At 57.6% G+C, this 26,135-nt stretch carries 23 protein-coding genes; 10 read left to right on the top strand and 13 right to left on the bottom strand.

The window, feature by feature from the left end; genetic code table 11:
* Positions 1–272 precede the first annotated feature (272 nt).
* Genes pstB through pstS form a run of 4 tightly spaced genes read right to left on the bottom strand, consistent with a single transcriptional unit; the run spans position 273 to position 4,268 of the window.
* A complete protein-coding gene (gene pstB, locus QMG40_RS06000) occupies positions 273–1,052 on the bottom strand; it encodes a phosphate ABC transporter ATP-binding protein PstB (protein WP_283529042.1) in 780 nt (259 codons plus the stop codon).
* 25 nt (positions 1,053–1,077) lie between these two features.
* Positions 1,078–2,184 carry a phosphate ABC transporter permease PstA gene (gene pstA / locus QMG40_RS05995; RefSeq protein WP_459252962.1) on the bottom strand — a complete coding sequence of 369 codons (1,107 nt, stop codon included), beginning with the start codon at positions 2,182–2,184 and terminating at the stop codon, positions 1,078–1,080.
* A complete protein-coding gene (gene pstC / locus QMG40_RS05990) occupies positions 2,184–3,128 on the bottom strand; it encodes a phosphate ABC transporter permease subunit PstC (RefSeq protein ID WP_283529040.1) in 945 nt (314 codons plus the stop codon). The genes pstA and pstC overlap by 1 nt, the downstream gene beginning before the upstream one ends.
* Before the next feature lie 21 nt (positions 3,129–3,149).
* Positions 3,150–4,268 (bottom strand): phosphate ABC transporter substrate-binding protein PstS, encoded by a 1,119-nt coding sequence (gene pstS / locus QMG40_RS05985; protein WP_283530109.1) that lies wholly within the window; start codon positions 4,266–4,268, stop codon positions 3,150–3,152.
* Positions 4,269–4,600: 332 nt separating this feature from the next.
* On the opposite strand from pstS, the gene QMG40_RS05980 reads away from it, so the two are divergent.
* The 5 genes from QMG40_RS05980 (at position 4,601) to disA (ending at position 10,854) form a co-directional block, all read left to right on the top strand.
* Positions 4,601–6,262, top strand: coding sequence for an MDR family MFS transporter (locus QMG40_RS05980; protein WP_283530107.1), 1,662 nt, complete (start codon positions 4,601–4,603; stop codon positions 6,260–6,262).
* Between the two features lies 1 nt (position 6,263).
* Complete coding sequence (locus QMG40_RS05975) at positions 6,264–6,752, top strand: MarR family winged helix-turn-helix transcriptional regulator (RefSeq protein WP_283529039.1); 489 nt, start codon at positions 6,264–6,266, stop codon at positions 6,750–6,752.
* Between the two features lie 48 nt (positions 6,753–6,800).
* Positions 6,801–7,919, top strand: coding sequence for an FUSC family protein (locus tag QMG40_RS05970; RefSeq protein WP_283529037.1), 1,119 nt, complete (start codon positions 6,801–6,803; stop codon positions 7,917–7,919).
* A 139-nt stretch (positions 7,920–8,058) separates the two neighbouring features.
* Complete coding sequence (gene radA / locus QMG40_RS05965) at positions 8,059–9,468, top strand: DNA repair protein RadA (RefSeq protein WP_283529035.1); 1,410 nt, start codon at positions 8,059–8,061, stop codon at positions 9,466–9,468.
* A 315-nt stretch (positions 9,469–9,783) separates the two neighbouring features.
* Positions 9,784–10,854, top strand: coding sequence for a DNA integrity scanning diadenylate cyclase DisA (gene disA / locus QMG40_RS05960; protein ID WP_283529033.1), 1,071 nt, complete (start codon positions 9,784–9,786; stop codon positions 10,852–10,854).
* 48 nt (positions 10,855–10,902) lie between these two features.
* Here the strand turns inward: disA and QMG40_RS05955 are convergent, their stop codons facing one another.
* Positions 10,903–11,556 (bottom strand): hypothetical protein, encoded by a 654-nt coding sequence (locus QMG40_RS05955; protein ID WP_283529031.1) that lies wholly within the window; start codon positions 11,554–11,556, stop codon positions 10,903–10,905.
* A 174-nt stretch (positions 11,557–11,730) separates the two neighbouring features.
* On the opposite strand from QMG40_RS05955, the gene QMG40_RS05950 reads away from it, so the two are divergent.
* On the top strand, positions 11,731–12,669 hold the full coding sequence (locus QMG40_RS05950; RefSeq protein ID WP_283529029.1) for an HhH-GPD family protein: 939 nt from the start codon (positions 11,731–11,733) through the stop codon (positions 12,667–12,669).
* Between the two features lie 84 nt (positions 12,670–12,753).
* On the opposite strand, the gene dhaM is transcribed toward QMG40_RS05950, so the two are convergent.
* From dhaM to QMG40_RS05910, 8 genes are all read right to left on the bottom strand, one after another.
* Positions 12,754–13,440: a dihydroxyacetone kinase phosphoryl donor subunit DhaM gene (dhaM, locus tag QMG40_RS05945; RefSeq protein ID WP_283529027.1), complete on the bottom strand. Its 687-nt coding sequence runs from the start codon at positions 13,438–13,440 to the stop codon at positions 12,754–12,756.
* Positions 13,437–14,084 carry a dihydroxyacetone kinase subunit DhaL gene (dhaL, locus tag QMG40_RS05940; protein WP_283529025.1) on the bottom strand — a complete coding sequence of 216 codons (648 nt, stop codon included), beginning with the start codon at positions 14,082–14,084 and terminating at the stop codon, positions 13,437–13,439. Before dhaL ends, dhaM begins: the two co-directional genes overlap by 4 nt.
* A complete protein-coding gene (gene dhaK, locus QMG40_RS05935) occupies positions 14,085–15,086 on the bottom strand; it encodes a dihydroxyacetone kinase subunit DhaK (protein WP_283529023.1) in 1,002 nt (333 codons plus the stop codon). It abuts the gene before it with no gap.
* Positions 15,087–15,153: 67 nt separating this feature from the next.
* Positions 15,154–15,708, bottom strand: a complete 555-nt coding sequence (locus QMG40_RS05930) for an amino-acid N-acetyltransferase (RefSeq protein ID WP_283529021.1) — start codon at positions 15,706–15,708, stop codon at positions 15,154–15,156.
* 123 nt (positions 15,709–15,831) lie between these two features.
* Positions 15,832–18,345, bottom strand: coding sequence for an ATP-dependent Clp protease ATP-binding subunit (locus QMG40_RS05925; RefSeq protein ID WP_283529019.1), 2,514 nt, complete (start codon positions 18,343–18,345; stop codon positions 15,832–15,834).
* Positions 18,346–18,640: 295 nt separating this feature from the next.
* The gene (locus QMG40_RS05920) at positions 18,641–18,973 is read right to left on the bottom strand and encodes a histone-like nucleoid-structuring protein Lsr2 (RefSeq protein WP_283529017.1); all 333 of its coding nucleotides are present in this window, start codon (positions 18,971–18,973) and stop codon (positions 18,641–18,643) included.
* Between the two features lie 262 nt (positions 18,974–19,235).
* Entirely contained in the window at positions 19,236–20,684 is a 1,449-nt protein-coding gene (gene lysS / locus QMG40_RS05915) for a lysine--tRNA ligase (RefSeq protein ID WP_283530105.1), read from the bottom strand.
* Between the two features lie 119 nt (positions 20,685–20,803).
* Complete coding sequence (locus tag QMG40_RS05910) at positions 20,804–21,853, bottom strand: LacI family DNA-binding transcriptional regulator (RefSeq protein ID WP_283529015.1); 1,050 nt, start codon at positions 21,851–21,853, stop codon at positions 20,804–20,806.
* Positions 21,854–22,016: 163 nt separating this feature from the next.
* On the opposite strand from QMG40_RS05910, the gene uriH reads away from it, so the two are divergent.
* From uriH to QMG40_RS05890, 4 genes are read left to right on the top strand one after another with little or no spacing between them, the layout of a single operon-like run.
* Complete coding sequence (gene uriH / locus QMG40_RS05905; RefSeq protein ID WP_283529013.1) at positions 22,017–23,018, top strand: uridine-preferring nucleoside hydrolase UriH; 1,002 nt, start codon at positions 22,017–22,019, stop codon at positions 23,016–23,018.
* A complete protein-coding gene (gene uriT, locus QMG40_RS05900) occupies positions 23,015–24,451 on the top strand; it encodes a uridine transporter UriT (protein WP_459252961.1) in 1,437 nt (478 codons plus the stop codon). Before uriH ends, uriT begins: the two co-directional genes overlap by 4 nt.
* Complete coding sequence (locus tag QMG40_RS05895) at positions 24,448–25,380, top strand: ribokinase (protein ID WP_283529011.1); 933 nt, start codon at positions 24,448–24,450, stop codon at positions 25,378–25,380. The genes uriT and QMG40_RS05895 overlap by 4 nt, the downstream gene beginning before the upstream one ends.
* 57 nt (positions 25,381–25,437) lie before the next feature.
* Positions 25,438–26,100, top strand: a complete 663-nt coding sequence (locus QMG40_RS05890) for a TetR/AcrR family transcriptional regulator (protein ID WP_349361604.1) — start codon at positions 25,438–25,440, stop codon at positions 26,098–26,100.
* Positions 26,101–26,135 lie beyond the last annotated feature (35 nt).

Genomic DNA, 26,135 nt, shown 5'->3' with positions numbered 1-26,135 from the left:
GAAAACCAGGCGTTAACGTTCGGCGGCGACCCCACCGTTATGGTGAGCGTCGCCGTCGTACATTATGTGAACATGGACCGGTGTGGGAGGGCGTGGGTGGGCCCACGCACCCGAGGGCCCCGCTGTGAACATGGACCGGTGTGGGAGGGCGTGGGTGGGCCCACGCACCCGAGGGCCCCGCTGTGAACATGGACCGGTGTGGGAGGGCGTGGGTGGGCCCACGCGCCCGAGGGCCCCGCTGTGAGCTTGCGAACAGGGGGAGGGCGTGGGGACTAACCGAAGCGGCCGGAGACGTAGTCTTCGGTTGACTTCTCGCTCGGGTTATTGAAGATCGCTGCCGTCTCGGCGAACTCGATGAGCTTGCCCGGTTTCCCGGTGCCTGCAATGTTGAAGAACGCTGTCTTGTCAGAAACACGGGCGGCCTGCTGCATATTGTGCGTCACGATCACCACCGTGTACTCGTCCTTGAGCTCGTTGATGAGGTCCTCAATAGCGAGCGTGGAGATGGGGTCAAGGGCCGAGCAGGGCTCGTCCATCAGGATTACATCCGGTGATACCGCTATGGCGCGGGCGATGCACAGGCGCTGCTGCTGACCACCGGAGAGGCCGGAACCGGGCTTCTCCAGACGATCCTTGACCTCGTTCCACAGGTTGGCGCTGCGCAGGGATTTTTCCACTAGTGCATCGGCATCGGATTTGGGCATGCGGCGGCTGTTCAACTTGACCCCAGCCAGCACGTTGTCACGGATGCTCATGGTGGGAAACGGGTTGGGTCGCTGGAACACCATGCCGATCTGGCTGCGCACGGTCACTGGGTCGACGCCGTCGGCGTAGAGGTTGTCCCCGTCGAGCAGAACCTTCCCCTCTACGCGCGCGCCCGGGATGACCTCGTGCATGCGGTTTAAGGTGCGCAGGAACGTTGACTTGCCGCAGCCTGACGGGCCAATGAACGCTGTGACGCTCTTGGCGTCGAGAGTGATGCTGACGTCCTCCACGGCACGGAAATCACCGTAGTAGACGTTCAAATCGCTGACATCAATACGTTTGGACATAGCTAGAGTTCCATTTCAGAATAATTTAGCGGCCGGTTTTCGGCGCAAAGAGGCGGGCCACCAGGCGGGCACCAAGGTTCAGGAGCATGACAAGGATGATCAACAACAGCGCCGCAGCCCAGGCACGCTGCGTGGAGGGATCCGAGTTTGACGGCGAGGTGGGCGTCATGATCTGCGTGTAGATAAACGTGGGCAGGGATGACATCCAACCGGCAAAAACGTTCATATTGATGGAGGAGGCGAACCCGGCCGTGACAAGTAGTGGTGCTGTTTCCCCAATGACCCGGGCGATCGCCAAGGTCACACCGGAAGCGATACCCGAGATCGCCGTCGGAATGACGATCTTGAGAATGGTGCGCCACTTGCGCACACCCAGTGCATACGCTGCTTCCCGAAGTTCGTTGGGCACGATTTTGAGCATTTCCTCGCTCGAGCGAACAACCACAGGGATCATGAGCACTGAAAGGGCGACTGCGGCCACGAACCCGGTCTTGGTTCCCGGCCCCATGATCATGGCGAAGAAGGCCGCGGCGAACAAGCCGGCGACGATCGAAGGAATCCCTGTCATGACGTCGACCAGGAAGGTGATGACCTTTGAGAAATAGTTGTCGCCGCTGTATTCCACAAGATAGATGGCTGTGAGCAGCCCTACAGGCACCGAGATCAAAGTTGCCCAGAGAGTGATCAGAACCGAGCCGATCAGGGCGTGGTAGACACCACCAAGGACGGGAGTACCGTCCTTGACCGAGGCATTATCCACGGCACCTGTCACGCCATTCATTGAGGTGCTCAGGAATCCAGGTGTCAGCAGGCCCGGCACACCGTTGATAAGTACCGTCCAGATGACTGAGATAAGCGGCAGTAACGCCACCAGGAATGCGCCCACAACAAGGGAGGTGGCTAGTTTGTCTGTTGCCTTCCGGCGGCCCTCAACAACTGCAGCGCTGGTGACGTTTCCTGCAGCAAACAGCACCGCCGAAAGCACGGCCCAGCCAAAGACGTTGAATCCGATCAGGGACATGAGTGCTGCGGCCACCACAATGGCGCTGCCGCCGATCACATAAGGGGTGTAGCGCGGCAAGTGACCGCGGGTCAGCGCCGATCGCTTGCGTTCGGTCATGAGCGTGGCCATCAGTTGGCTCCCGAGAATTCTTTGTGACGGTTGATGATCCATCGAGCCACCATGTTAACCACCAGCGTAATGAGGAACAATACGAGTCCGGCAGCGATGAGTTCGTGCATGCGCAGACCGAAGGCTTCAGGAAAGTTCAGTGCGATCTCAGCGGCAATTGTTTGGTTGCCGGAACGGATCAAGGAGGCGATCAACGGGCCGGAGGAGAGGACAAGCGCCACGGCCATGGTTTCACCCAGTGCACGGCCCAGACCCAGCATGACGGCGCTAATGATGCCGCCGCGAGCAAAGGGAAGAACAGCCATACGGACCATTTCCCACCGTGTTGCCCCCAACGCCAACGCCGCTTCCTGATGCAGCATTGGTGCCTGCAGGAAAATTTCGCGGGTTAGTGAGGCAATGATGGGAAGCACCATGACAGCCAGGACGATACCGGCCGTCAGGATAGTTTTTCCAGTTCCAGATGCCGGCCCGCCAAAGATTGGAATCCAGCCAGCGTTTTCAGCCAACCACGCGTACGGTGTCTTTAGTTGGGATGCCAGGAAACTGGCACCCCAGGCGCCGTAGATGACTGATGGGATAGCCGCCAGAAGGTCCACCACATATCCCAACCCTCGAGCAAGACTGCGCGGAGCATAGTGGGAGATGAACAATGCCACAGCCACCCCAATGGGCGTGGCAATGAGCAGGGCGATCGTGGCTGCGATGAGCGTACCAATAACGATCGGGTAGATGTAGGAGAAGAACCCCTCACCACCGCTGATATCGGAGGATGGTGCGCTAAAGGTTGGCAGTGCCTGAACAACAAGGAACAGGGCTACGGCAAACAGCACGGCAACAATCAGCGCGCCCGCGGCCAGGGCCGCACTGGAGAAAACCTTGTCTCCAATGCGGCCCGTCCGGGCTTGCCCAGCTGCTTTCGGTTCGAGCTTTGTGGTGGACAATCTAGTGCTTTCTACTGATGCTTACTTGGCGACGCTGATTGAGTCGATTGCTGCTTTGGCCTTGCCGGCCAGCTCAGCGGACAGTGGCGCACTCTTAGCCGCAGCTGCGGACTGCTTCTGACCCTCATCGCTAAGGACAAAGTTGCCAAAGGCTTTTACCAGATCGGTGGTGGCGGCGTCCGGGTAATGGGCGCAGAACACACCGTAGGAGACCAGGATTGCGGGGTAAGCGCCCGGAGCAGTTGTCTTGCGGTCCAGCTTCAGGGACAGATCGTTAGCAGAGCGCCCTTCAACCATCTTGGCTGCGTCTACTGCCTTGGCTGCTGCCTCGGCGGTGACGGCAACGAAGGAGTCTCCAACCTTCAGTTCGGCCTTGCCAAGAGCATCGGTTACAGCGGAGTCATCAGCGTATGTGATGGCACCAGCGGTTTCTGTAACAGTCTTGACAACGCCCGAGGTGCCTTTGGCATTCTCGCCGGGTAGAGATGCGGGCCAGTCGCCGGACTTCTTATCGGTCCATACGCTGTCAGCTGCTGCCGCCAGGTAGTCAGTGAAGTTCTCGGTGGTGCCCGAGTTATCGGAGCGGTGCACGGGCGTGATGGCCAGGTCGGGCAGAGTTGCCTCTGGGTTGGCGGCCTTGATGGCTTCGTCATTCCAGTTCTTGATGTCCCCGCGGAAGATCTTCGCAATGGTGTCGGCGTCGAGCTTGAGCGTCTTGACGCCTTCAACGTTGAACGCGACAGCGATCGGTGAGATGTACCAGGGGATGTTGATGGCACCGTCCGGACCACACTTTTCCTGTGCGGAGACTAGCTCTTCATCCTTCAGATACGCATCCGAGCCAGCGAACTGCACGGCTCCTGCGATCAAGGCTTTGCGCCCGGCGCCGGAGCCTTCCGGGGAGTACTGGATCTTGGCATTTGAGTTCGAGGACTCGAAGCCGGCCTTCCAGGCGTCCATGGCTGCGGAGATGGAGCTTGCGCCGGTGCCGGTCAGAGTGCCGGTGACGGAGGGGCCAGCGTTTGCCGGAGTCGTTGCTCCGCTGCCGGAGTCCACCACTGCGTCGGTACCGCAAGCTGTCAGTGCCAATGCGCCAACAGTGAGTACTGCTGCCACGCGGCCAATGTGAAGTGACTTCACCCTTTTTACCTCTTCTACGTCTTCGTTGCGCTGCTTTCGATTCATTACTCCTTGAGCCTAAGAGCCGGAAGTGACTCAACGGCCGCCGCCAAGTGAACGGAAGGTTAACGCTGCGGGGATTCTTGGAAACCTGGTAGGACGCGAGTCACATTTTTGAACGAATCCGGGGCGTCGGCGAAAAATTTGGGGCAGCTCACACGAGAGATGGTTGTCCTGGGACAACTTAAAATATATAGTTGATACACATCAACCATTCGTAAGTATTTTTTGGAGCTCTTTTGTCCCACGCACCAACCACCGCACAGCCAGCCTCTGCGCCACCTGAATCCGGCATGTCCCACCGTCAGGTGATGCAGTCACTGACAGGTCTGCTCATGGGAATGTTCGTCTCAATCCTTGCTGGAACGGTTGTCTCCACTTCACTTCCCGTCATTCTTTCGGATTTGAACGGCACTCAGACCGCCTACACCTGGGTGGTCACGGCCACTTTGCTGGCCACGACAATTTCAACGCCCATCTGGGGCAAGCTTGCCGACCTCTCGAACCGAAAGCTGCTGCTGCAGATCTCCTTACTGGTGTTTGTCATCTCCTCAGCTATCGCTGGGTTCTCCCAAGACACCACCATGTTGATCACCATGCGCGTTTTTCAGGGGTTGGGCGCTGGCGGGTTGACGGCACTGACCCAGATTGTCATGGCAGACATCATTTCTCCGCGTGAGCGCGGCAAGTACATGGGATTGTTTGGCGCCGTGATGGCTTTGGGCACCGTGGGTGGGCCGCTGATCGGCGGGTTCATCACCGACGCCATCAACTGGCGTTGGAACTTCTTTGTAGCCCTGCCCTTTGCGGCTCTTGCCATCATCTTGATTCAAAAGACTCTCCACCTCCCTGCTCAGCCCAAACGCAAAGTCTCCATCGACTACGCCGGGATCGCTTTGCTTTCGGCAGGAGTTTCACTGCTGTTGATTTGGGTTTCGCTGGCCGGAAGTCAGTTTGAATGGGCCAGCATCAACACTTATGTCATGGTTGGTGGAGCAGTCGTATCCCTGATCGCGTTCGTGATTGTGGAATTCAAGGCAGCTGAGCCGATTATCCCACTGACAATGTTTAAGAACCCCACATTCACGCTGTCAGTGCTTGCTTCCATCTCCGTGGGAGTATCAATGTTTGGCACCTCAGTCTTCTTGGCCCAATACATGCAGCTGGCTCGCGGCGCCAACGCCACACAGTCCGGACTCATGACCATCCCCATGATGGCCGGACTGTTGATTGTTTCTACCGTTGCCGGGGCCTTGATTTCCAAGCACGGTAAGTGGAAAGCCATTATGGTGACAGGATCAGTGCTCCAGCTACTTGGTTTGTTCCTACTGGGCACCATTCATTACGACACAAATTTTGCACTTGTCTCCCTCTACATGTTCGCGCTCGGAGCGGGCTTGGGCATGGTCATGCAGAACCTGGTGCTGATTGTGCAGAACGCCGTCACCCCTGCCGAAATCGGCGTGGCGAGCTCGGGGATTGCGTTCTTCCGCTCACTTGGCGGCACCATCGGGGTCTCCGTATTGGGCGCCCTGATGGCCACCAAGGTCATGGACTTGATGTCAAGTAAATCAGCCGAACTTCAAACGGCCATCGCCGCCCTGGGGGACAAGGGCAAGGACATCGGTGCGGCTCTGGCCAGCGGGAACATCCCTGCCGTACATAACCTCCCGGACTCGGTACGCACCATCATCGAATCAAGCTATGGTGATTCTGTGGCCTACATTTTCATGATCGCCGCGCCGCTGAGCATCCTAACAATCTTGGCCGTCGCGTTCCTTCCCAACCTTGAGCTGAGCGCTCAGACCCGCGACGAACGAGCTAAAAGCGACATAGCCGCAGAGAATTCAAACCAAGCACTAGAGGCTGCTGAACAAAATCTTGTTGAGGTTAGCGAAGCGGTCGTTGCGATCACCCCAACTCTTAATAAAGAAGACACAGGGGTACGAAGCTGACGTGAATCGTGTCAATGAACAGTGTGAGTCGCCACCATCTCTACCCGACTCCGATCAGCATATGATCGATGCCATTGCGGACGTGGAGAAACAGTTTGGCACCATGGTCATCAGGACCCGAAATGCCATCCGGAAACGTGCAGCAGCCATCCACCCGGAATTACAGCCTACGGGCTTCAAGGTGCTGACTATCCTCTCGCAACTGGGGCCTTCCCAGCAGGTGACGCTGGCGGAGGAGATGGGGGTCGATAAGGCCCTCATGAGCCGCACAGTCAAGCATTTAGAAGTGCTCAAGTTGGTCCACCGCACCGCGGATCCTGATGACGGGCGGGCCATGCTGGTTGCCATGACAGAGGAAACCCACACCCGTTACAGCGCCTCGCTAGCCAACACCCGGCGCGTGCTCTACGACAGACTCTCGACGTGGGACCCCGTGGAAGTCCGCCGCTTTGCCGACCTGCTTGGCCGTCTCAATGAGAACGCGGACTAACGTTTCCGGTGGCTCGCGCAGGTGCCGCCCTGGCATAGACTGGTGCCCATGTCAGAGCTGGATCGGTCCGCCAAAACCGTCATCTTTCTGAAGCGGCGTGTCCGTTTGGGCTTGCGCCGAAGCTGGAGCTCCATTCTCCCCGCGCTGTTGATGGCCGTTTGTGCCGTGGGCGCTTACTATTTCTCTGAGCTGGTTTTGGGGCATCACGGCCCATTGTTTGCGGCAACCAGTGCAATTATCGCTTTGGGGTTCTCCAGAGATCCGCGCCTGCGCCGTGTGCTTGAGGTGGGGCTGGGCTGCACCATTGGCATTGCTGTGGGAGACCTGCTTCTGCACTTCCTTGGTTCCGGCATCTGGCAGGCGGCACTGGTACTTTTCCTATCCATTCTGCTGGCACGGTTCCTTGACAGCGGCGCTATTTTCACCACCCAGTTAGCCTTACAGTCCCTGCTTGTAGTGTTGCTGCCAATTCCTGTGGGCGGCCCTTTCACTCGCAGCCTGGACGCCGTCGTCGGTGGATGCTTTGCGTTGGCCGCAACATTTCTGCTGCCACGGGATCCTCGCCGGCAACCCAAAGACGACCTTAAAGAGGTCCTTGGCGAGCTCTCCCTTGTCCTGCGTGAATGTGCCTCTGCACTCTCATACAACGACTCAACCACCGCTTGGCACGCCCTTGTCAGAGCCCGCAATCAACAGACCCGCATTGACGCCATGCGCCAAGGCCTGCGAGGCTCAGTTGAAATTGCCAGGCTTTCCCCCGTGTACAGGCAACATTTGCAGGAAGTTGAGGGGTTGACGAAACTGATGGTGCACGTGGATTACGCCATGCGTTCAAGTCGGGTACTCGCCAGACGGCTGGCAAGCGTGATCAACAATGCAGCACTTTCAGACACCGGCACAGTTCATCTTGCCGATGCACTCAGCGATACGGCGGCAGCCGTGGATGAGCTAGGTGCCGCCCTTTCCGACACAACTTCTCACTCCATGCTCAGCCATGCCCGCCACACCCTGGCAGACATTGCTACCCGACTGCACCCCACACAATTGGAAATCACCCGAATGGAAGGTGAAGCTGTGGTGCTGTTATTCCGCACGCTGATGGTTGATCTTCTTGAGACGGCCAAAATGACACCCTCCGAAGCCAGATCCATGCTGCCCAAGCTGTAGCCAGCCTCACCACCCCACCCTCATCTATCCCTCTCCCTCGCCACCCCGCCCTCGTGAGATTGGAGACAATGACACCTCCGCGCGAACGAATCGATCAGCAACTAATACCGTTGTCAGTACCCGGCGATAGTGTTGAACCATGGCAACAAAGAGTGCAAAGACGAACGCTGGGAAAAACTTCCGCTGTGCCGAATGTGGCTGGAGCGCTGTCAAATGGGTAGGGCGCTGTGGCGAGTGTCAGGCGTGGGGCACATTGGAGGAAATCGGGACAGTTGTTGTGCGGACAACAGCGGCCACTTCAGTGGTGCGCCCGGCCCAGCTCATCTCCGAAGTTGATGCCTCTCACGCCGCCCACAATCTCACAGGTGTCCCCGAGCTCGATCGCGTTCTAGGCGGTGGCATGGTTCCGGGCGCCGTAATCCTGCTGGCAGGGGAACCCGGCGTCGGCAAATCCACCCTGCTACTGGACGTGGCAGCTAAATTTGCCCGCAACGAGCATGGACGCGAACCAAAAGTAGTGCTTTATTTGACGGGTGAAGAATCCGCCGCGCAGGTGAAGCTGCGTGCAGAACGCATTAGCGCCGTTGCGGACACTCTTTATCTCAGTGCTGAAACTGACCTTGGCACGGCTCTTGGCCAGGTCGAGGCGGTGCAACCGGCTCTGTTGATTGTGGACTCTGTGCAGACCTTCAGCAGTGCAATGGTCGATGGCAGTGCTGGTGGCGTGTCACAGGTCCGTGAGGTGGCAGCCTCGCTTATTGCTGCTGCCAAGCGTCTGAATATGACGACCTTACTGGTTGGTCATGTCACAAAGGATGGCTCCATTGCCGGGCCACGCCTGCTTGAACACCTGGTGGATGTTGTGTGTCAGTTCGACGGCGAACGTCACTCCCGATTACGCCTGTTGCGGGCTGTGAAAAACAGATACGGCCAAACTGACGAGGTCGGCTGTTTTGATCTGACCGATGATGGCATTGAGGGGCTTGCCGATCCCAGCGGACTTTTCACCTCCAGAACGTCCCAACCGGTGTCCGGAACCTGCATCACAGTGACAATGGAAGGCCGCCGCCCACTGCTGGCTGAGGTTCAAGCGTTGCTGACACCGGCTCTAGGTTCCCAGCCCCGTCGCACGGTTAGCGGTTTAGACTCCACCCGCATTGGCATGCTGCTTGCGGTCCTTCAGCAACGGGCCGGACTACGCCTCGATGCTGACGACAGTTATGTGGCAACAGTAGGCGGGGCCCGGTTGAGCGAGCCAGCCATGGATCTGGCCGTGGCACTGTCAATAGTTTCCGCCAAAACCAACAAACCCGTCCATACCAAGATGGTTGCGTTTGGTGAGGTTGGACTAGCCGGTGAGGTACGCCCGGTACCGGGCATCAACCAACGAATTCACGAGGCCAGCCGGCTTGGGTACTCCTATGCCCTTGTCCCTCGCAGCCCGGCCGGGCCTGGCATCATCCCCCCTGATTTCACCGTAAAGGAGATTGAACATATCGCCGAAGCCACTGAACTCATCCTCCATGGCTCACCAGAGCCTCGAATCTAACGCTGCCCATCATCGTGGTGCCCCTTCGGAGCGTCACGGCTTCCTCATCTTTGGCACGGGGTGCCCAGTTGCGGGGTTTCCAGCTACGGTGTTTCCAGATACGGAACGTGCGGCTACGGGGCGTGGCGACGGGGCGTGGCGAGGAGTTAACGGCTCCTGACACCAAGCAGTAATGGCCATGTATCAGCCCAAAAGACACAGATCGGTCACGATGCCCTGTCCATTTGGGCATGCAAGCCCATAAATACGCGGAATTCCCACTATTATGGAAGTGATACCTGCGCGGATTCCCGTGCGTGAAAAGAAGGAGCTTCCATGCTTCGCAGTCCCGAAGAGGCCCTCAAGGCCACGCTTGCTCGAGTCGCACCGGGGACACCCCTGCGTGACGGGCTGGAACGGATTCTTCGCGGGCGCACTGGGGCACTGATTGTGCTTGGTTCAGATAAAACAATTGAGAGCCTGTGCTCCGGTGGCTTTGAAATTGACATAGATTTTGCTCCCACAAGTTTGCGCGAATTGGCGAAAATGGACGGCGCCATTGTCTGCGATAAGGACGTAACCAAGATCCTGCGTGCCGCCGTCCAGCTGGTACCAGATCCAAGCATTGAAACTCAGGAATCAGGAACTCGGCACCGTACGGCAGAGCGCGTCGCCATCCAGACTGGGGTGCCGGTTGTATCCGTGAGCCAGTCCATGCAGATCATTGCCTTGTACGTGGATGGCTTGCGTTACGTTTTGGAAGGCTCGGAAAAAGTCTTGGCCCGCGCTAACCAGGCTTTGGCCACCTTGGAACGTTACCGAGCCCGCCTGGATCAGGTAACAAACTCCCTCTCTGCCCTAGAGATTGAGGCGATGGTCACCGTTCGCGACGTGGCCGTCACCTTGCAACGCCATGAAATGGTACGCAGAATTTCGGAAGAAATTGCCCAATACGTCCTTGAACTTGGTGTTGACGGGCGCTTGCTGTCCCTGCAATTGGAAGAACTCTCAACTGCCCGCGGGTCGGGTGCAGATATGGTCATCCGCGATTACACAGACGGCGGCTCAACCGATGTTGACGGTGCCGTTGCCGCCCTGCAGGAGATCGATCAAGCTGACCTGATCGATCTGAGTCTCATTGCGCGAATTGTAGGGCTGACCAGTGGAAACGACTCACTCGACGCCATCATTCAACCCCGTGGGTACCGCTTGGTGTCAGGACTGAAGGCGGTTCCGCGCGCAGTTGCGGGACGCCTTGTTGACCACTTTGGCGGACTACAGAATTTGATGGCAGCAACCATTGATGAGCTCATGCGGGTAGACGGTATTGGCGAACTTCGTGCCCGTAATGTCCGGGAGGGCCTGTCTCGGATTGCAGAAGCCAGCCTGCTGGACCGTTTCCTTTAATCCGTAGGCTTACGCGTTGCCTTGAATGAGAGGTCCGCACTAGTGCTGTCACTGCAAGGTGAAGGTGACCTTCTCACTTGACCACTTACCTAGCGTTGCCACAAACATGTAGGTTGCCCCGCCCCGGCCTGGCTTGCTCTGAACCTCGGCGCATTCAGGTGCGTTTCTGTTGACTTTCCAGACAAAATTCGCTGACTCTGAGGCCCCCGGTTTGAGGTTTTTCACCAGATCACTCGGATCCAGCTGGCAGTTCCTGGAGTTGAAGATGATGTCATCTCCGCTGGTGATTTGATACTCCATTTGGCTTGTTCCCACGTTGATATCGCAAGATGTTTTGCCGGAGTTTGTCACCTGCAATGTCAGAATAGGTGTTTCCTCCGGCCCGTAGGCCGGTTTATCTACAGCGGCCGTTACCTTGATGCCAGCTTCATCGCAAACGGCCGACGGCGGTGTGCCGGGTTTCGGCGCACTCTTCGGATTCGCTGTGCCTGAATCGAGGCCGGGGGAATCCTGGGTACTGCTGCCTGTTCCAAGCAAGCCCGCGATGAAGAACCCACCAACAACAAGTCCAACAATGACGCCCATCAGCAAAATAAGAGCCACCAACCGGCGCCGTCGGTACACTTTGGCCGAAACTCTGGGTTTGGATCGAGGCGCGGAGGAAGGACCCCTGCCCGCTCCGGACTTCCCTTTTGTTCCCACATCCTCAGCTTATCTAAATCGTGCTCCACCCATCGCTAACCACGCCGCCAAATGATGTCGTGGGATGGATCAACGCAGCGCCCAGCCCGCATGATGAGGCGGCCTGGGCGCCACTGAGCCGTGGGTAATCTACAGTGGAACTGCCACTGCGCCATGGTATCCACCAGCAGCGACATGAGAAACAGCAAGCTACAAGGAGTTTGGGTGTACAAAGAAATCCAGGAGTGGTTCAGCCGCGAGGCTAGAGACCTGCCGTGGCGTGGGGATTGTTCAGCGTGGGGAATCTTTGTCAGTGAAATAATGCTCCAACAGACTCCCGTAGTGAGGGTACGGCCAGTGTGGGAGCAGTGGTTGGAGCGCTGGCCCACCCCTTCTGATTTCGCCGCCGCACCCGCAGCTGATGTGCTTCGCGCCTGGGGCAAACTAGGTTATCCACGCAGAGCACTGCGATTGCATTCCGCCGCGCAACAGATTGTTCAACAGCACAATGGTGCCGTGCCAGGTACCTACGCGGAACTGTTAGCCCTTCCAGGCGTGGGCACCTACACGGCCGCCGCAGTTGCCGCCTTCGCTTTCGGTCAGCGGAGCACAGTTGTTGATACAAATATCCGCCGTGTACACGCCCGGCTCGTTATTGGACAAGCCCTGCCGGCGCCCACTCTCACAGCTGCCGAGATGGCTTTGGCCACTAAGCTGCTGCCCCAAGACACCCAAGAATCGGTGCTCTGGAATGCGGGTGTGATGGAGTTGGGTGCACTAATTTGCACTGCCCGCAATCCAAAGTGCCAGAGTTGCCCGGTGTTAGATAAGTGTGCTTGGATCGCGGCCGGCCAGCCCGAACCCACATACATTCCCAAGGGGCAGCCTTGGGCAGGCACCGACAGGCAAGTTCGTGGCGCGGTCATGGCCGTGCTGCGCGCCGCAAGCTCCCCGGTGCACGCGGATCTCTTCTGGGACGCGGCGGCAGCCTTGGTGCATGCTGAGGTCGGTTCCGAGTTAAGCAAGCTACATAGTTTGAACACACACGCCCCCCAGCTGCAACGTGCCCTAACCGGGCTGGTGGCAGATGGTTTGGCAGAGCTCTCCGACGCCGGCTATCACCTACCGCATTGACCTGACTCTCCTTTTGCTCCTGATCCCCCCAGTAAAGACGGGGGATCAGGAGCAAGAAAAAATTCTCCCCTGGAAAGCGGGCCCTCAGAGCTCTCCGAAACCAGCGGCAACTTCGCTGCGCACCAGATCAACCGCACGCTGCGCATCCGGTCCAGTGGCAGAAACGTTCAGCTCGGTCCCCTGCCCTGCGCCCAGGGTCATCAGCATCATGACCGATTGGCCATCCACATCGTTGATATCGATCTGAACATCCATGGCACCCAACTTTCCCGCTAAGACCGCAGCCGGCCGTGCATGCAAGCCCATCGGGTTCAGCAATGTCAGAACGGCACTTACTGCGCCATCACCATCTAGATCCGAACCGTTTTCCTCCGCTGGCAGCGTTGCCACCGCGCTTGGTTGCAACGCCGTCTCAGCGGCTTTACATACATCGGCTAGGGAGGCGCCCGATTCAGCCGCTACGGCGGCTGCAACCGCACCCTCCACTAATGGAGCCTCTGCCAGTTTTAGCTCCTCGGGGTTGCCCATGAACTCAAGAGCCGCTTCGGCAGTCATAACGGCTGACCCTAGGTCGGTCAGCACCACGGCACCACTGCCGGTATCTGCTCGCGACAGCGCCGTCATGACCTTTTCCAGGGAAGTTCCAATGCCGCCGTCGTCCATGCCGCCGGCAGGAACCAGAACAACATTCGGGGCCATCTGGGCGGCCAACTCAACCACCCCGGCAGCTAGCTGGGCGCTGTGCGAGATGATCACTAATCCAACGTTCATGCGCTAACCCCTGCCGCTTGCGCTGCAGCACGCAAAATGAGCGCCGACGAGGCCGCTCCGGGATCCCTATGCCCGATTGCCCGCTCCCCCAAATAGCTGGCCCGCCCCTTTCGCGCGATCAGCGGGTCGGTAGATACTGCGCCGGCTTCGGCCGCCGCGGCAGCGTTCTCCAGCAACACCGCCGGCGAAGCCCCGGCAGAGGAAGCAGCTGCTGCCGCATCCACGGCGGGGCTCCAGGCATCGATCATCGTTTTCTCTCCCACAGCAGCCTTGCCGCGGGCAACAACTCCATCGCGGGCAGCTCCCAGTGCCGCAGCAAGCATGCCGGAATCAATAGCAGTGGCATCCCCCACTGCGGTTGCCGCGCGCAGGAAGGCTGTGCCAAACAACGGTCCGGCCGCCCCGCCCACCTTGGACATCAAGGTCATGGCAGCAAGCTTGAATGCAGCTCCCGGCGTGGCAGGAGGCTCGGCGTCCAGCTTTTGGAGGATGGCACTGAATCCACGATCCATATTTTCGCCGTGGTCTCCATCTCCAATGGCCCTGTCCAGCTCACTCAGTGCCACCCGGTTTTCGCCCACTACTGCTGCACTGCGGCGGAGCCAGTCCACGGCCCACGCCACATCAAGTGTTGTCTCTGACATTTACATCCCCCAACGCAGTGCCGGCGTGTTCACCGGAGCGTCCCATAGTTTGGTCATTTCATCATCCAGCCGAAGCACTGTGATGGAACAGCCCTGCATTTCAAGGGCCGTGATGTAGTTGCCCACCAGTGAGCGTTCAACCACCAGACCGGCCTGCGCCAGAACTTTGGCAGCATGGCGGTAAACGATGTAAAGCTCGCTTGTTGGTGTACCACCCATCCCGTTGACGAACAGCAGTACTTTATCCCCCGCTTTTGGCTTGAGGTCGGCCAGAATGGGTTCAAGCAGTCTTTCGGTGATCCCGTCCGCATTCTCCATCGGTATTTTGTGCCGGCCCGGTTCCCCATGGATGCCAATACCTATCTCAATCTCGTCCTCTGCCAGCTCAAAACTGGGGACACCCGCGTGCGGGACTGTGCACGCTGATAGTGCGACCCCCATGCTGCGCACATTATCATTGACCCTGTTACCAATAGCTGCGACGGCGTCCAGATCGTCTCCGCGTTCCGCGGCTGCCCCGGCGATCTTCTCTACAAGAACCGTGCCCGCAACCCCGCGCCGGCCAGCCGTGTACAGCGAATCTTCCACGGCTACGTCGTCGTTCACTAAAATGGTGCGCACCAAGACACCTTCAGCTTCAGCCATTTCCGCCGCCGTCTCAAAATTAAGTACGTCACCGGTGTAGTTCTTCACAATATGGACGACGCCGGCACCCGCGTTCGCTGCGAGGGTTGCCGGAATGATCGCATCCGGCGTGGGCGAGGTGAACATGGCCCCCGGCACTGCCGCATCCAACATGCCGTAACCAACATACCCGGCGTGCAAGGGCTCATGCCCGCTACCGCCACCGGAGACCAGGCCAACCTTGCCCTCCCTGGGCGCATCTTTGCGCGTAATGAACAACGGGTCCGGATGAACTTTTACATGGTCTGCGTGGGCCTGACCAAACCCCTCCACAGATTCATCGACAACTGTTTTGGGATCATTGATGAGCTTTTTCAAGGCAAAACCTTCCGAATCGCACAGCGGTGAATGGCAAACCAGTTTCAGTCTGGCTCCCATCCGAACCTTACCCCGGAGAGTTCCCTGCTGGTAAGGCCGGAAGGGTCCGGATCATGCGTGTGTTGCCTAAAGTGTTGGGCTTGACCCTAGCCAGGTCAAGGAACTCGGCAATACCCTCATCTGCCGAGCGCAACAGTTCAGAATAAACAGCAGGGTCCACAACACTTTGGTCGGCCATGACTGCGAATCCGTTGCGAAGAAAAAAGTCCACCTCAAAGGTCAGGCAAAATACCCGTCCCACACCCAACTCTTGAGCGTTTGCAAGTAGTTGATCAACCAGCGCCCGGCCAACCCCATGCCCTCGCCATCCATCATCGGTGGCCAATGTGCGGATTTCCGCCAAATCTTCCCACATGACGTGTAACGCCCCGCAGCCAACGATCTTCCCGTCAACCTCAGCGATAAGAAATTCCTGGATAGCTTCAAAGTAGGTGACTGATTCTTTGGAAATCAAGATTCGTTTTTCCGCCAAGGGCGCCACAAGTTCCTTGATGGCATGAACGTCGGAAGTGCGGGCGGCCCGCAGTGAAATAGCTGGGTTGGAGGTATTGGTAGTCACCATTTCAGTCTATGACCCTTGGCCGGAGTTTTTCGACGTCGCAAATCCGGCCTGCGTAATAAACCAGCACGCAAAAAAGGCGCACAACCCATTCAGGTCATGCGCCCTTCGCTGTACTTTGGTGCTTTAGTGCTTTACTACATCGATTGCTTCAGCTGAGGCAGTGATGGCCTCCGGAACATTCGGTTTGGTTGCGCCCACAAAAGTGAATTTTGCCTCGTCACCTTCGCCTTCAACGTCCACGGTGACAATGTCGCCATCCTTGAGTTCCCCGAACAGGATCTTCTCGGAGAGGTGATCTTCGATCTCGCGCTGGATGGTGCGGCGCAGCGGCCGTGCACCCATAGCGGGGTCGTAGCCCTTGGTGGCGAGCAAAATCTTGGCTGCCGGTGTGAGCTCAATGCCCATACCTTTATCTGCAAGACGAGACTCCAAACGTGCAATCATCAGGTCAACGATCTCGATGATCTCATCCTGGGTGAGCTGCGGGAAGACCACTACGTCATCAACACGGTTCAGGAACTCGGGGCGGAAGTGCTGCTTGAGCTCCTCTGTTACCCGTGCTCGCATCCGGTTGTAACCGGTCTGAGTATCTGAACCTGACTGGAACCCGGTGGCGATCGACTTGGAAATATCGCGCGTGCCCAAGTTCGTGGTCATGATGATGATGGTGTTCTTGAAGTCCACAACCCTGCCCTGGCTGTCTGTGAGACGGCCATCTTCAAGGATCTGCAGCAGTGAGTTGAACAGGTCGGCGTGGGCCTTTTCAACCTCATCGAACAGAACCACGGAGAACGGACGACGGCGGACCTTTTCGGTCAGCTGCCCACCTTCTTCATAGCCAACGTAGCCCGGAGGAGCACCGAAGAGTCGAGACACTGTGTGCTTCTCTGAATACTCGGACATATCCAGCGTGATGAGCGCATCTTCATCGCCAAAGAGGAACTCAGCAAGTGCCTTGGCCAGCTCAGTCTTACCAACACCTGTGGGGCCGGCAAAAATGAACGAGCCGCCTGGACGCTTGGGATCCTTCAACCCCGAACGCGTCCGGCGAATGGCCTGCGAGATTGACTTGATGGCCTCATTCTGGCCAATCACGCGCTTGTGGATTTCATCTTCCATCTTCAGCAGACGCGTGGACTCGGCCTCGGTCAGCTTGAAGACAGGGATACCAGTGGAGTTGGCAAGAACTTCGGCGATGAGTTCCTCATCCACCTCGGAAATCTCATCCAATCCACCGGACTTCCAAAGACGTTCCTTTTCGGCACGGGCAGTGATGATTTTCTGCTCGTCATCTCGCAAGGATGCGGCACCCTCAAAGTCCTGGGCGTCGATGGCGTCTTCCTTGCGCTTTTTCACGGCAGCAATTTCACCATCCATGGCCTTAAGCTCCGGCGGAGCCGTCATGCGGCGGATACGCAGACGCGCACCTGCCTCATCAATCAAGTCAATGGCCTTATCTGGCAGGAACCGATCGCTGATGTAACGATCTGCCAAGGTGGCAGCCGCGGTCAGGGCACCGTCGGTGATGGAGACACGGTGATGTGCCTCGTAACGGTCGCGCAGGCCCTTGAGGATTTCAATGGTCAACGGAACCGTGGGTTCCTGCACCTGAATGGGCTGGAATCGACGCTCTAGGGCGGCATCTTTCTCAATGTGCTTGCGGTACTCATCCAGTGTTGTGGCACCGATGGTCTGCAGCTCACCGCGGGCCAGCATGGGCTTCAGAATAGAGGCGGCATCGATGGCGCCCTCGGCGGCACCTGCCCCCACCAACGTGTGGATTTCATCGATGAACAAGATAATGTCTCCGCGGGTGCGGATCTCCTTGAGCACCTTCTTCAAACGTTCCTCGAAGTCACCTCTGTACCGAGAACCTGCCACAAGGGAGCCCAAGTCAAGGGTGTACAGCTGCTTGTCTTTGATGGTCTCAGGAACGTCTCCGCGCACAATGGCCTGGGCCAAACCTTCAACAACTGCAGTCTTGCCAACGCCGGGCTCACCGATGAGAACAGGGTTGTTCTTGGTGCGGCGGGAGAGGATCTGCATGACGCGTTCCATCTCATGCTCGCGTCCTATGACAGGGTCAAGCTTATTTTCCCGTGCAGCCTGTGTCAGATTACGGCCGAACTGGTCAAGAACAGCCGAGCCCGCGGGCTGCCCTTCAGGCTGGCCGCCGCCACTGGCCACTGGTTCCTTGCCTTGGTAACCGGAGAGCAGCTGGATGACTTGCTGGCGCACACGGCCCAGATCAGCGCCGAGCTTCACTAGTACCTGAGCGGCAACGCCTTCGCCTTCACGGATCAGTCCGAGCAGAATGTGCTCAGTACCGATGTAGTTGTGACCCAGTTGCAGGGCCTCGCGCAGTGAAAGTTCAAGAACTTTCTTGGCGCGCGGGGTGAAGGGAATATGCCCGCTAGGAGCCTGTTGCCCCTGCCCAATGATCTCCTGAACTTGTTCCCGGACACCATCAAGGGAAATGTTCAAGGACTCCAGGGCCTTGGCGGCAACACCTTCACCCTCGTGGATGAGGCCGAGCAGAATATGCTCCGTGCCAATGTAATTGTGGTTGAGCATGCGGGCCTCTTCTTGGGCCAGCACAACAACACGTCGGGCTCGATCAGTAAATCGCTCAAACATTTCGCCACACTCCTCTTACTGCGTACTTTGATGCTACGCAGTGCCCGGCCGTTATGGGGGCATGTTCGCCACAGGGGAAATAGCAAGTTTGCATCCGGGCGCGGCACTGTGTTCTTAAAGTACGACGGCGGGACCACCATCTCAGGTGATCCCGCCGTTGATCTATGGTAATTGGCTCCCCAAACGGGTGCTCATTCGACACCCACCAGATACCTCAGAAACATCTTTAACTTCCGGCCGACTTCTGGCCAACTTCCAAAAAATCGATTTACCGATTTATGGGATCACGCAAGTATTAGCCCTGCGCCGCGTAGTAAGCATCGCGAATTTCAGCTTGAATGCGGCCACGCTCTTGCACTGTGTAGCCGTTCTCACGCGCCCAGGCGCGAATCTGTGCCACATCGCTGCTGGACTTTGTTGCGGTTGCCGGGCCGCGGCCGCGAACAGCTCTGCCACCTACGCGACGGCCTGCGCCAACGTACGTGGCCAAGGCCTCGCGCAATGAGTTCGCATTCTCTGCAGACAGATCAATCTCGTAATTGATTCCGTCTAAACCGAACGTGACATTTTCATCTGCAGGGCTCTGATCAATATCGTCCACGAGTGTGATGTGAATTTTTTGTGCCATGGGGGTTATCGCCTCACATTAGATTTAATGAATGCTACATAACAAATTATGGTTCTAAAATTCATTTACGTCAAAGAACGATCAGTGTAATGACTATTGCGCTGCGTGATCCTGGTCGCTATCCGCATCCTGTTCAGCCCGCGCTAGCGCATCACGTTCAGACCTATCAGCATTAAATATCGCCTTCATTGCGAAGTAGAAAAGGGCTCCTACACCTAAAGAAGGCAGGATAACCGCAACATATTCCATAATTTCGCCGTTCCTACTCGGGTTTCATCAAAGGAAAGAGAATGGCTTCGCGGATTCCAACACCCGTGAAGAGCATCACTAGTCTGTCCACGCCCAACCCGAGTCCACCCATGGGCGGGGCGCCGTATTCCAAGGCACGCAAGAAATCTTCATCAAGTTGCATTGCCTCAGGATCTCCGGCCGCGGCCGCAAGAGATTGCTGTGTGAGACGGTCACGCTGAACAACTGGATCAATGAGTTCAGAAAAAGCGGTTCCCGTTTCGCGACCGTCAATAACAAGATCCCAGGCTTCAATCAGATCAGGCTTTTCACGGTGCTGACGCGCCAGCGGCTGAGCCGACGGAGGATAATCGCAAACAAATGTTGGTTGAATAAGTGTTGGTTCAACAATTTCACCGAATAGTTCGGTTACCAGTTTCTCCGCATCCCAGGTCGAATCAATTCCAATTTCCTGCTTGGCTGCAATATCCCGTAATTCTTGTGGTGTGGTGGACGGAGTAATTTCAACTCCAACAGCATCCGAAAGTCCCTTGTAGACAGGAAGCCAAGGCCATTCGCCGTCGAGATTAATCTGTCCGCGAGCCGTTTCAATGACTCGGGAACCAGTTGCGTCTGCTGCGGCAAGAATAATTCGCTGCATGGTTGCAGCCATGGTGAATTGGTCACCATACGCTTCATACGCTTCAAGCATGGTGAATTCGGGACTATGCGTGGAATCAACACCCTCATTGCGGAAGATTCGGCCAACTTCAAAGACTTTGTCCATACCGCCAACAACGGCCCGTTTAAGGTAAAGCTCAATAGCAATACGCAACGTCATCGGTTGGTCGAACGCATTAAGATGTGTGTGGAACGGTCGGGCGGAGGCTCCACCGTGGACGAGCTGCAAAATGGGTGTTTCCAGCTCAATGTACTCCTCGCCATGAAGAGTGTCCCTGATTGCTTTGACAATAGCGGAGCGCGTTTTGACTTGTTCACGGGCAGCGTCACGGACAATCAAGTCCACATAACGCCTGCGTACGCGCATCTCCTCGGACAGCTCCGCATGCAACACCGGCAACGGCCGTAGCGCCTTGGAGGCCATGGCCCACTCTGTGGCCATAATGGAAAGCTCGCCGGTGCGGGAGCTGATGACTTCACCCTTGATAAAGACGTGGTCACCAAGATCCACAAGTGACTTCCAGTCAGCCAGGGCATCTTCGCCAACGTTGGCAAAAGAGAGCATTACCTGCAGGCGTGTTCCCGCGCCTGACTGCAATGTGCCAAAGCAGAGCTTTCCCTTATTCCGCACAAAAACAACGCGTCCTGTAACTCCTGCGATCTCGCCTGTCGCGGAATCCGCTTCCAAATCCGGGTATTTGGCCCGAATTTCTTCTAACGTGTGGGTTCGTGCCACCCCAACCGGGTAGGCCTGGTCACCTCGCTCAAGCAATTTGGCACGCTTGTCCATGCGGACGAGCATCTGCTCGGAGGCGTCACTGGGCTCGGGGGTGGGGTTATTTTCTGCGCTCACGATATAACAGCTTAGTTGGTGAATCTGAGTGAACCCTCCGTGCCCTTTACTAAACACTTAGTTGGTGACTAATCACTGTGCAAAGTTGCGCGTGTGGACCCCCGAATGACGAGGGTGGCTTCTAGAGTCAAATGTGTGCCGGTGGTATCTTCCCCGGATATTATTTTCAGCAATTCCCCTCCTGCCAAACTTCCCATTTCCCCGGCGGGCAGGTGCACGGATGTGAGTCCCGGGTTGGATGTTTCTGAATACGGCAAGTCATCAAACCCTGTAACGGCCAAAGATTCCGGTACCGCAACTCCTGCCACACGAGCTTCTTGCAAGATCCCATAAGCCTGAGTGTCCGTGGCACATACGAGAGCGGTCACCCCCTGAGCTGACCAGGCTGGCCAGTGACTGGTGAACGCCAGCGCCGCCGTGCCAACATCGACGGTTGTGGACGCCGTGGCGACAACAGCAATCCCCCGCAGCTGTGCTTCTTCGCAAAAGGCTTCCCGGCGGACCCGGAAGGTCCCAGTACCTGTTGAACTATCCAGATAGCAGACTGTGTTATGTCCCTGCTCGGCCAAATGCACCGCCAACATCCGTGCCCCATGGGCCACATCAAAGTTTACGGAAGGGACTTCACTTTCAATCCCGGCAGCGTCCAAGAGCACCATGGGATCGCTGGCCCGCAGCTCTGTGAGGAACTCCGCGCTGGGCGCGTCAATGAGTAGTCCCGCCGGTCGCAGTGCAAGCAGCCTTCGCACGTCCTGCGGTTTCGGTGTCTGCCCAGCCTCGGTAACGGAGAGCAATAGCTGAAAGTCTTTGCCAATGGCTTCCTTGACACCCGCAATGACCTTTGCATAAAACGGGTTGGAGACATCTGGAGCCACGAGAAACACTATGTTGCTGCGACCTTTGGCCAGAGAACTGCCCAACCCATTGACCACATAGCCCAACTCTGCGACGGCGGCATCAACCTTGGCGATGTTCTCAGCGGAGACCCGCCCGGCGGTCTTGCCGCTTGTCACAAGGGAGACGGTTGCCGCTGAAACACCCGCCCGGGTGGCGACCATTGCTGCAGTGACGCGTGGCCTCACGGCACTGCCGGACTGTTGTGTTGTTGGCAGCTGCATGAATCGATCGTATCGGTGCGTTGAGCACGCTGCGTCAACCAACGGACGTCAAGCGCTTAACGTGAACCGCGTTAAGCGCTTGACGTACGTAAGACCTCAATGTCAGACTGAATCCTGCGCACGGTCCCTGGACCCTGAATCGCCCCAACGACGTGGAGAAAAAGTGAATCCGGAACAAATCCTCAGCCAGCCAGTTGACGCCGCATATGCGGTCACAACACCTCGCAAGATCATCCTGGATTGCGATCCCGGCCATGATGACGCAGTTGCGCTCCTGCTAGCGCACGGCAACCCAAACATTGAACTATTGGCAGTAACAACTGTTGTGGGCAACCAGACCTTGGAAAAAGTAACGCGCAACGCGCTCAGCGTAGGCACAATTGCCGGGATCACAGGAGTGCCGTTTGCCGCCGGCTGCGACCGCCCCTTGGTGCGCAGTATTGAAACCGCCGCCGACATCCATGGAGATTCCGGCATGGACGGACCAGCCCAGCCTGAGTCGAGCATCACTCTTGACCCTCGTCACGCCGTCGACCTCATCATTGAAACCATCATGACGCACGAGCCCGGCACTGTGACCCTTGTCCCCACTGCGGGGCTAACAAACATTGCCATGGCTGCCCGCAAGGAGCCGCGCATTGTTCAGCGCGTGAAGGAAGTTGTCCTCATGGGCGGCGGCTACCACGTGGGCAACTGGTCCCCCGTGGCTGAATTCAACATCAAGATCGATCCCGAAGCCGCCCATATCGTGTTCAACGCCGGGTGGGAAGTAGTGATGGTGGGCCTTGACCTCACGCACCAGGCGCTGGCAACCCCTGAGGTTGTTGCCGCGATCGAGGCCGTGGGCACCAAGCCGGCCAAGTTCGTCATGGAATTGATGGAGTTCTTCACCAAAACTTACAAGGACATCCAGGGATTCGATTACCCGCCCGTCCATGACCCTTGCGCCGTCGCCTATGTCATTGACCCCACAGTCATGACAACGCACAAGGTGCCCGTTGACATTGAGCTGACCGGCACCCTGACCCTCGGCATGACAGTAGCTGACTTCCGCGCACCAGCTCCTGTTGACTGCAAAACCTCCGTGGCTGTGAGCCTTGACCACAAAAAGTTCTGGAACCTGATCACAGACGCTCTTGTACGCATTGGCGAGGTTGAACTTTGAGCCGTCCATCCCAGCTAGCAAAGTCCGGAGCACTAACCAAGCCCGGTAACGTCACGGCTTTAATGATTGCATTATTGACGGCCTGTGTGGCTTTCCAGCTAAACGCCTCAATGCTCAGCCCGGCACTTGTGACAATGGGTGAGGAACTGCAAACCGATCAGGCATCGATTGGCCTTTCCCAGACCTGGTTCTTCACAGCGGCAGCCGTCTTCTCACTATTTTTGCCGCGCTTGAGCGACATCATCGGGCGCAAGAAGGTGCTCATCGCCATGATGGTCCTGATGGGCATTGGCTCGGTCATTTCCGCCATGGCACCGGATATCACGTGGCTGTTTGTTGGCCGCATCATCCAAGGCATTAGCGGACCCACCGTTCCGCTGTGCCTGATCATGCTGCACTCAGCCGTTAAGGATCCCAAAAAGTACGGCGCACTCATGGGCCTGATCACGGCCGTCAACGGAGGCATCGCTGGCATTGATTCTTTTGTGGGCGGCTACTTTGCCGAACACTTTGGTTTCCGGAGTATTTTCTGGCTCATGGTTGTCATTGCCGCGATCGCCACCGTCTTGATCGCCGTTTTGGCAGGAGAGAGCAAACCCGGCGAAGGCACCACAATGGACTGGCTTGGCGTGTTCTTCATTGTTGTTGCCGTCGGCGCCCTTCTGACTGCTTTGAATGAGGCCACCAAATTGGTTGGTGGCATGGAAACCGGTCCACTGCTCAGTGCACTGGCACTGGGCGTGCTTGCTGTTATTGCTTTCATGGCCTTCTGGGCTGTGGAAAAACGCTCCACACATCCCATGGTTGAGACAGTACATCTGCGCCAACGTTCCACCTGGGCCCCACTTCTAACAACAACACTGACAATGACAGGCATCTTTGCCGTAATCAACGGAATTGTTCCGGCGTTCGTCCAAGCAGTGGACCCCGGCTTTGGAATTGGCGCAACCCAGATGAGTTTGTTGATCCTGACTCCCTACGCGTTGCTGGGGTGGCTCTTTGGACCTATTACCGGCCGGATCGCACCCGTCTTTGGCTATACCAAGATGTTGCGGGTTGGGCTGCTGGGTAGCATCGCAGCGCTGGCCATCATCGGATTCCTGGGCCTGCATAGCTTGCCATGGATGATTACGGGCACCGTCTTGCTGGGAATCATGTACGCCGGTACCGTGAACATCATGCTCAATGGCCTTGGCGTGGTCCTCTCCCCCGAGGGCAACCCCGGTTTCCTGCCCGGCATGAACGCCGGAGCCTTCAACCTGGGTGCCGGCCTGAGCTTTTTGGTTCTACCGGCGATTCTGGTGGCGACCGGCCCGCTCAATGGCCATGGCTCTTATCTAAGCGTAGTTCTCGTGGCGATCGCCATCACGGCGGCAGCTTTTGCCGCCTCCCTGCTAGTGCCCAAACCCCTTGATGCGGAGGTTGCACCATGACCACAAAGAAAATAGTGGTGGCGGGTTCGCTCAATGCCGACCTCACCATATATTGTGAACGGCTCCCTTCTCCGGGAGAAACTCTGCACGGCAATGGTTTTGCCGTCAATCCCGGCGGCAAGAGCGCCAACCAGGCTGTTGCCGCCGCCAAGTTGGGCGGCACTGTCACCTTGCTTGGCGCCGTTGGGCGCGATGACAATGGCCGGATGTTACTTGCTTCAACGGCCGGCGCTGGCGTTGATGTCAGCCATGTTCAGCAGGTCGTTGAGCCCACAGGTGTTGCCGTGATTTCCGTGGATGCCAACGGCGAGAACACCATCATTATCTCCGCCGGAGCCAACGGAACACTGTCCGCTGACCACATGTCTCCAGCCGTGTTTGCTGATGCGGGGGTGGTTTGTCTATGCCTGGAGGTTCCCCTGGATACCGTCCAAGCCGCCGCGCAGGCCGGGCACGACGCCGGAGCAACAGTGTTGCTAAACCTTTCGCCTTACGCTCCCATCACCCAGGAACTGGCCGAGCTTACCGATGTTTTGCTCGTCAACTCCCACGAGGCTTCCCAGTTCCTTGACGGCTTTGACATGCCTGCCCAGGACGCCCCGGTCACTGATTGGCATGGTGCAATAGCGCAGTTTGGCCAGCGCGGGCTGCACAAGGTTCTTCTCACTTTAGGAGCTGCCGGATCCGTTGTGCTGGATTCGCTGAACACCTCCGAACAGGTGGTTCGGATATCGCCAACCAAGGTTGACGCTGTAGACACCACCGGGGCCGGAGATGCCTTTACCGGCGCTGTTGCCGCGCGATTGGCAGCTGGGGACAGCCTGGTTGAAGCCGCCCGCTACGCATCAGTTGCCGCAGCATTGGCCGCAACAAAGAAGGGCACTCAAGCCGCTTACCCAACGGCAGATCAGCTCCAGGCGCACCTCTAACCGCCTCATCCGCCGTCACTGCCCCCTGCCGCCTGCCCCACCCCGGTGAGGTTGGAGATGATGACACCCCGGAGGATGGGGTGTCATCATCTCCAACCTCACCGAACACCTAAAGAACACCGTTCACTATGTAGTCGAGCGTTCTCATACCGCTACGCTAAATCCACGACTGTATCTGGAACCGCGCGCGCTAGAGCTCGCACTGCCCTGACCCAAGAAATCCTGGACGTGGCTCGCCGCCAACTAGCCACTGTCGGGGCTAGTGAGTTATCCCTTCGAGCGGTGGCACAGGAGTTGGAGATGGTGCCCTCTGGGCTCTATCAGTACTTTGAGAACCGCGATGCTTTGCTCACAGCGTTGATCATTGGGGCCTACGACGCCCTGGGCGAGCAGGCAGAACAAGCAGTCAAAAACACGCCTAGAGGCGATCACAGCGGCCGGTGGCGTGCCGTATGCCAGTCGGTCCGAGATTGGGCGGTAGCGCACCCACGAGAGTTCACCCTGATTTACGGCTCGTCCGTCACGGACTACCGGGCCACTGCCGACACAGTTGCCCCTGCCACTCTCATTCGTGCCCTCACCGCCTGGAGCCAAGTGCTGGGCATCATCAGCCAAGAAGTGTTTGGTCACTTGGAAGGGGCCTTCAGCAATTACGCGGAACTCTTCGATCAGAGTGTTGAGCTGATGGAAGATATGCTTGGTCTCCCGCCCCATCCCTAGGCCGCCCATCTCTAGGCCGCCCACCTCTAGGCCCC

The organism is Arthrobacter antibioticus, assembly GCF_030063205.1.
In the GTDB taxonomy this organism is placed as follows: domain Bacteria; phylum Actinomycetota; class Actinomycetes; order Actinomycetales; family Micrococcaceae; genus Specibacter.
Note: the sequence above shows the minus strand (reverse complement) of the source record. Positions and strands in the feature narration are given on the sequence as shown.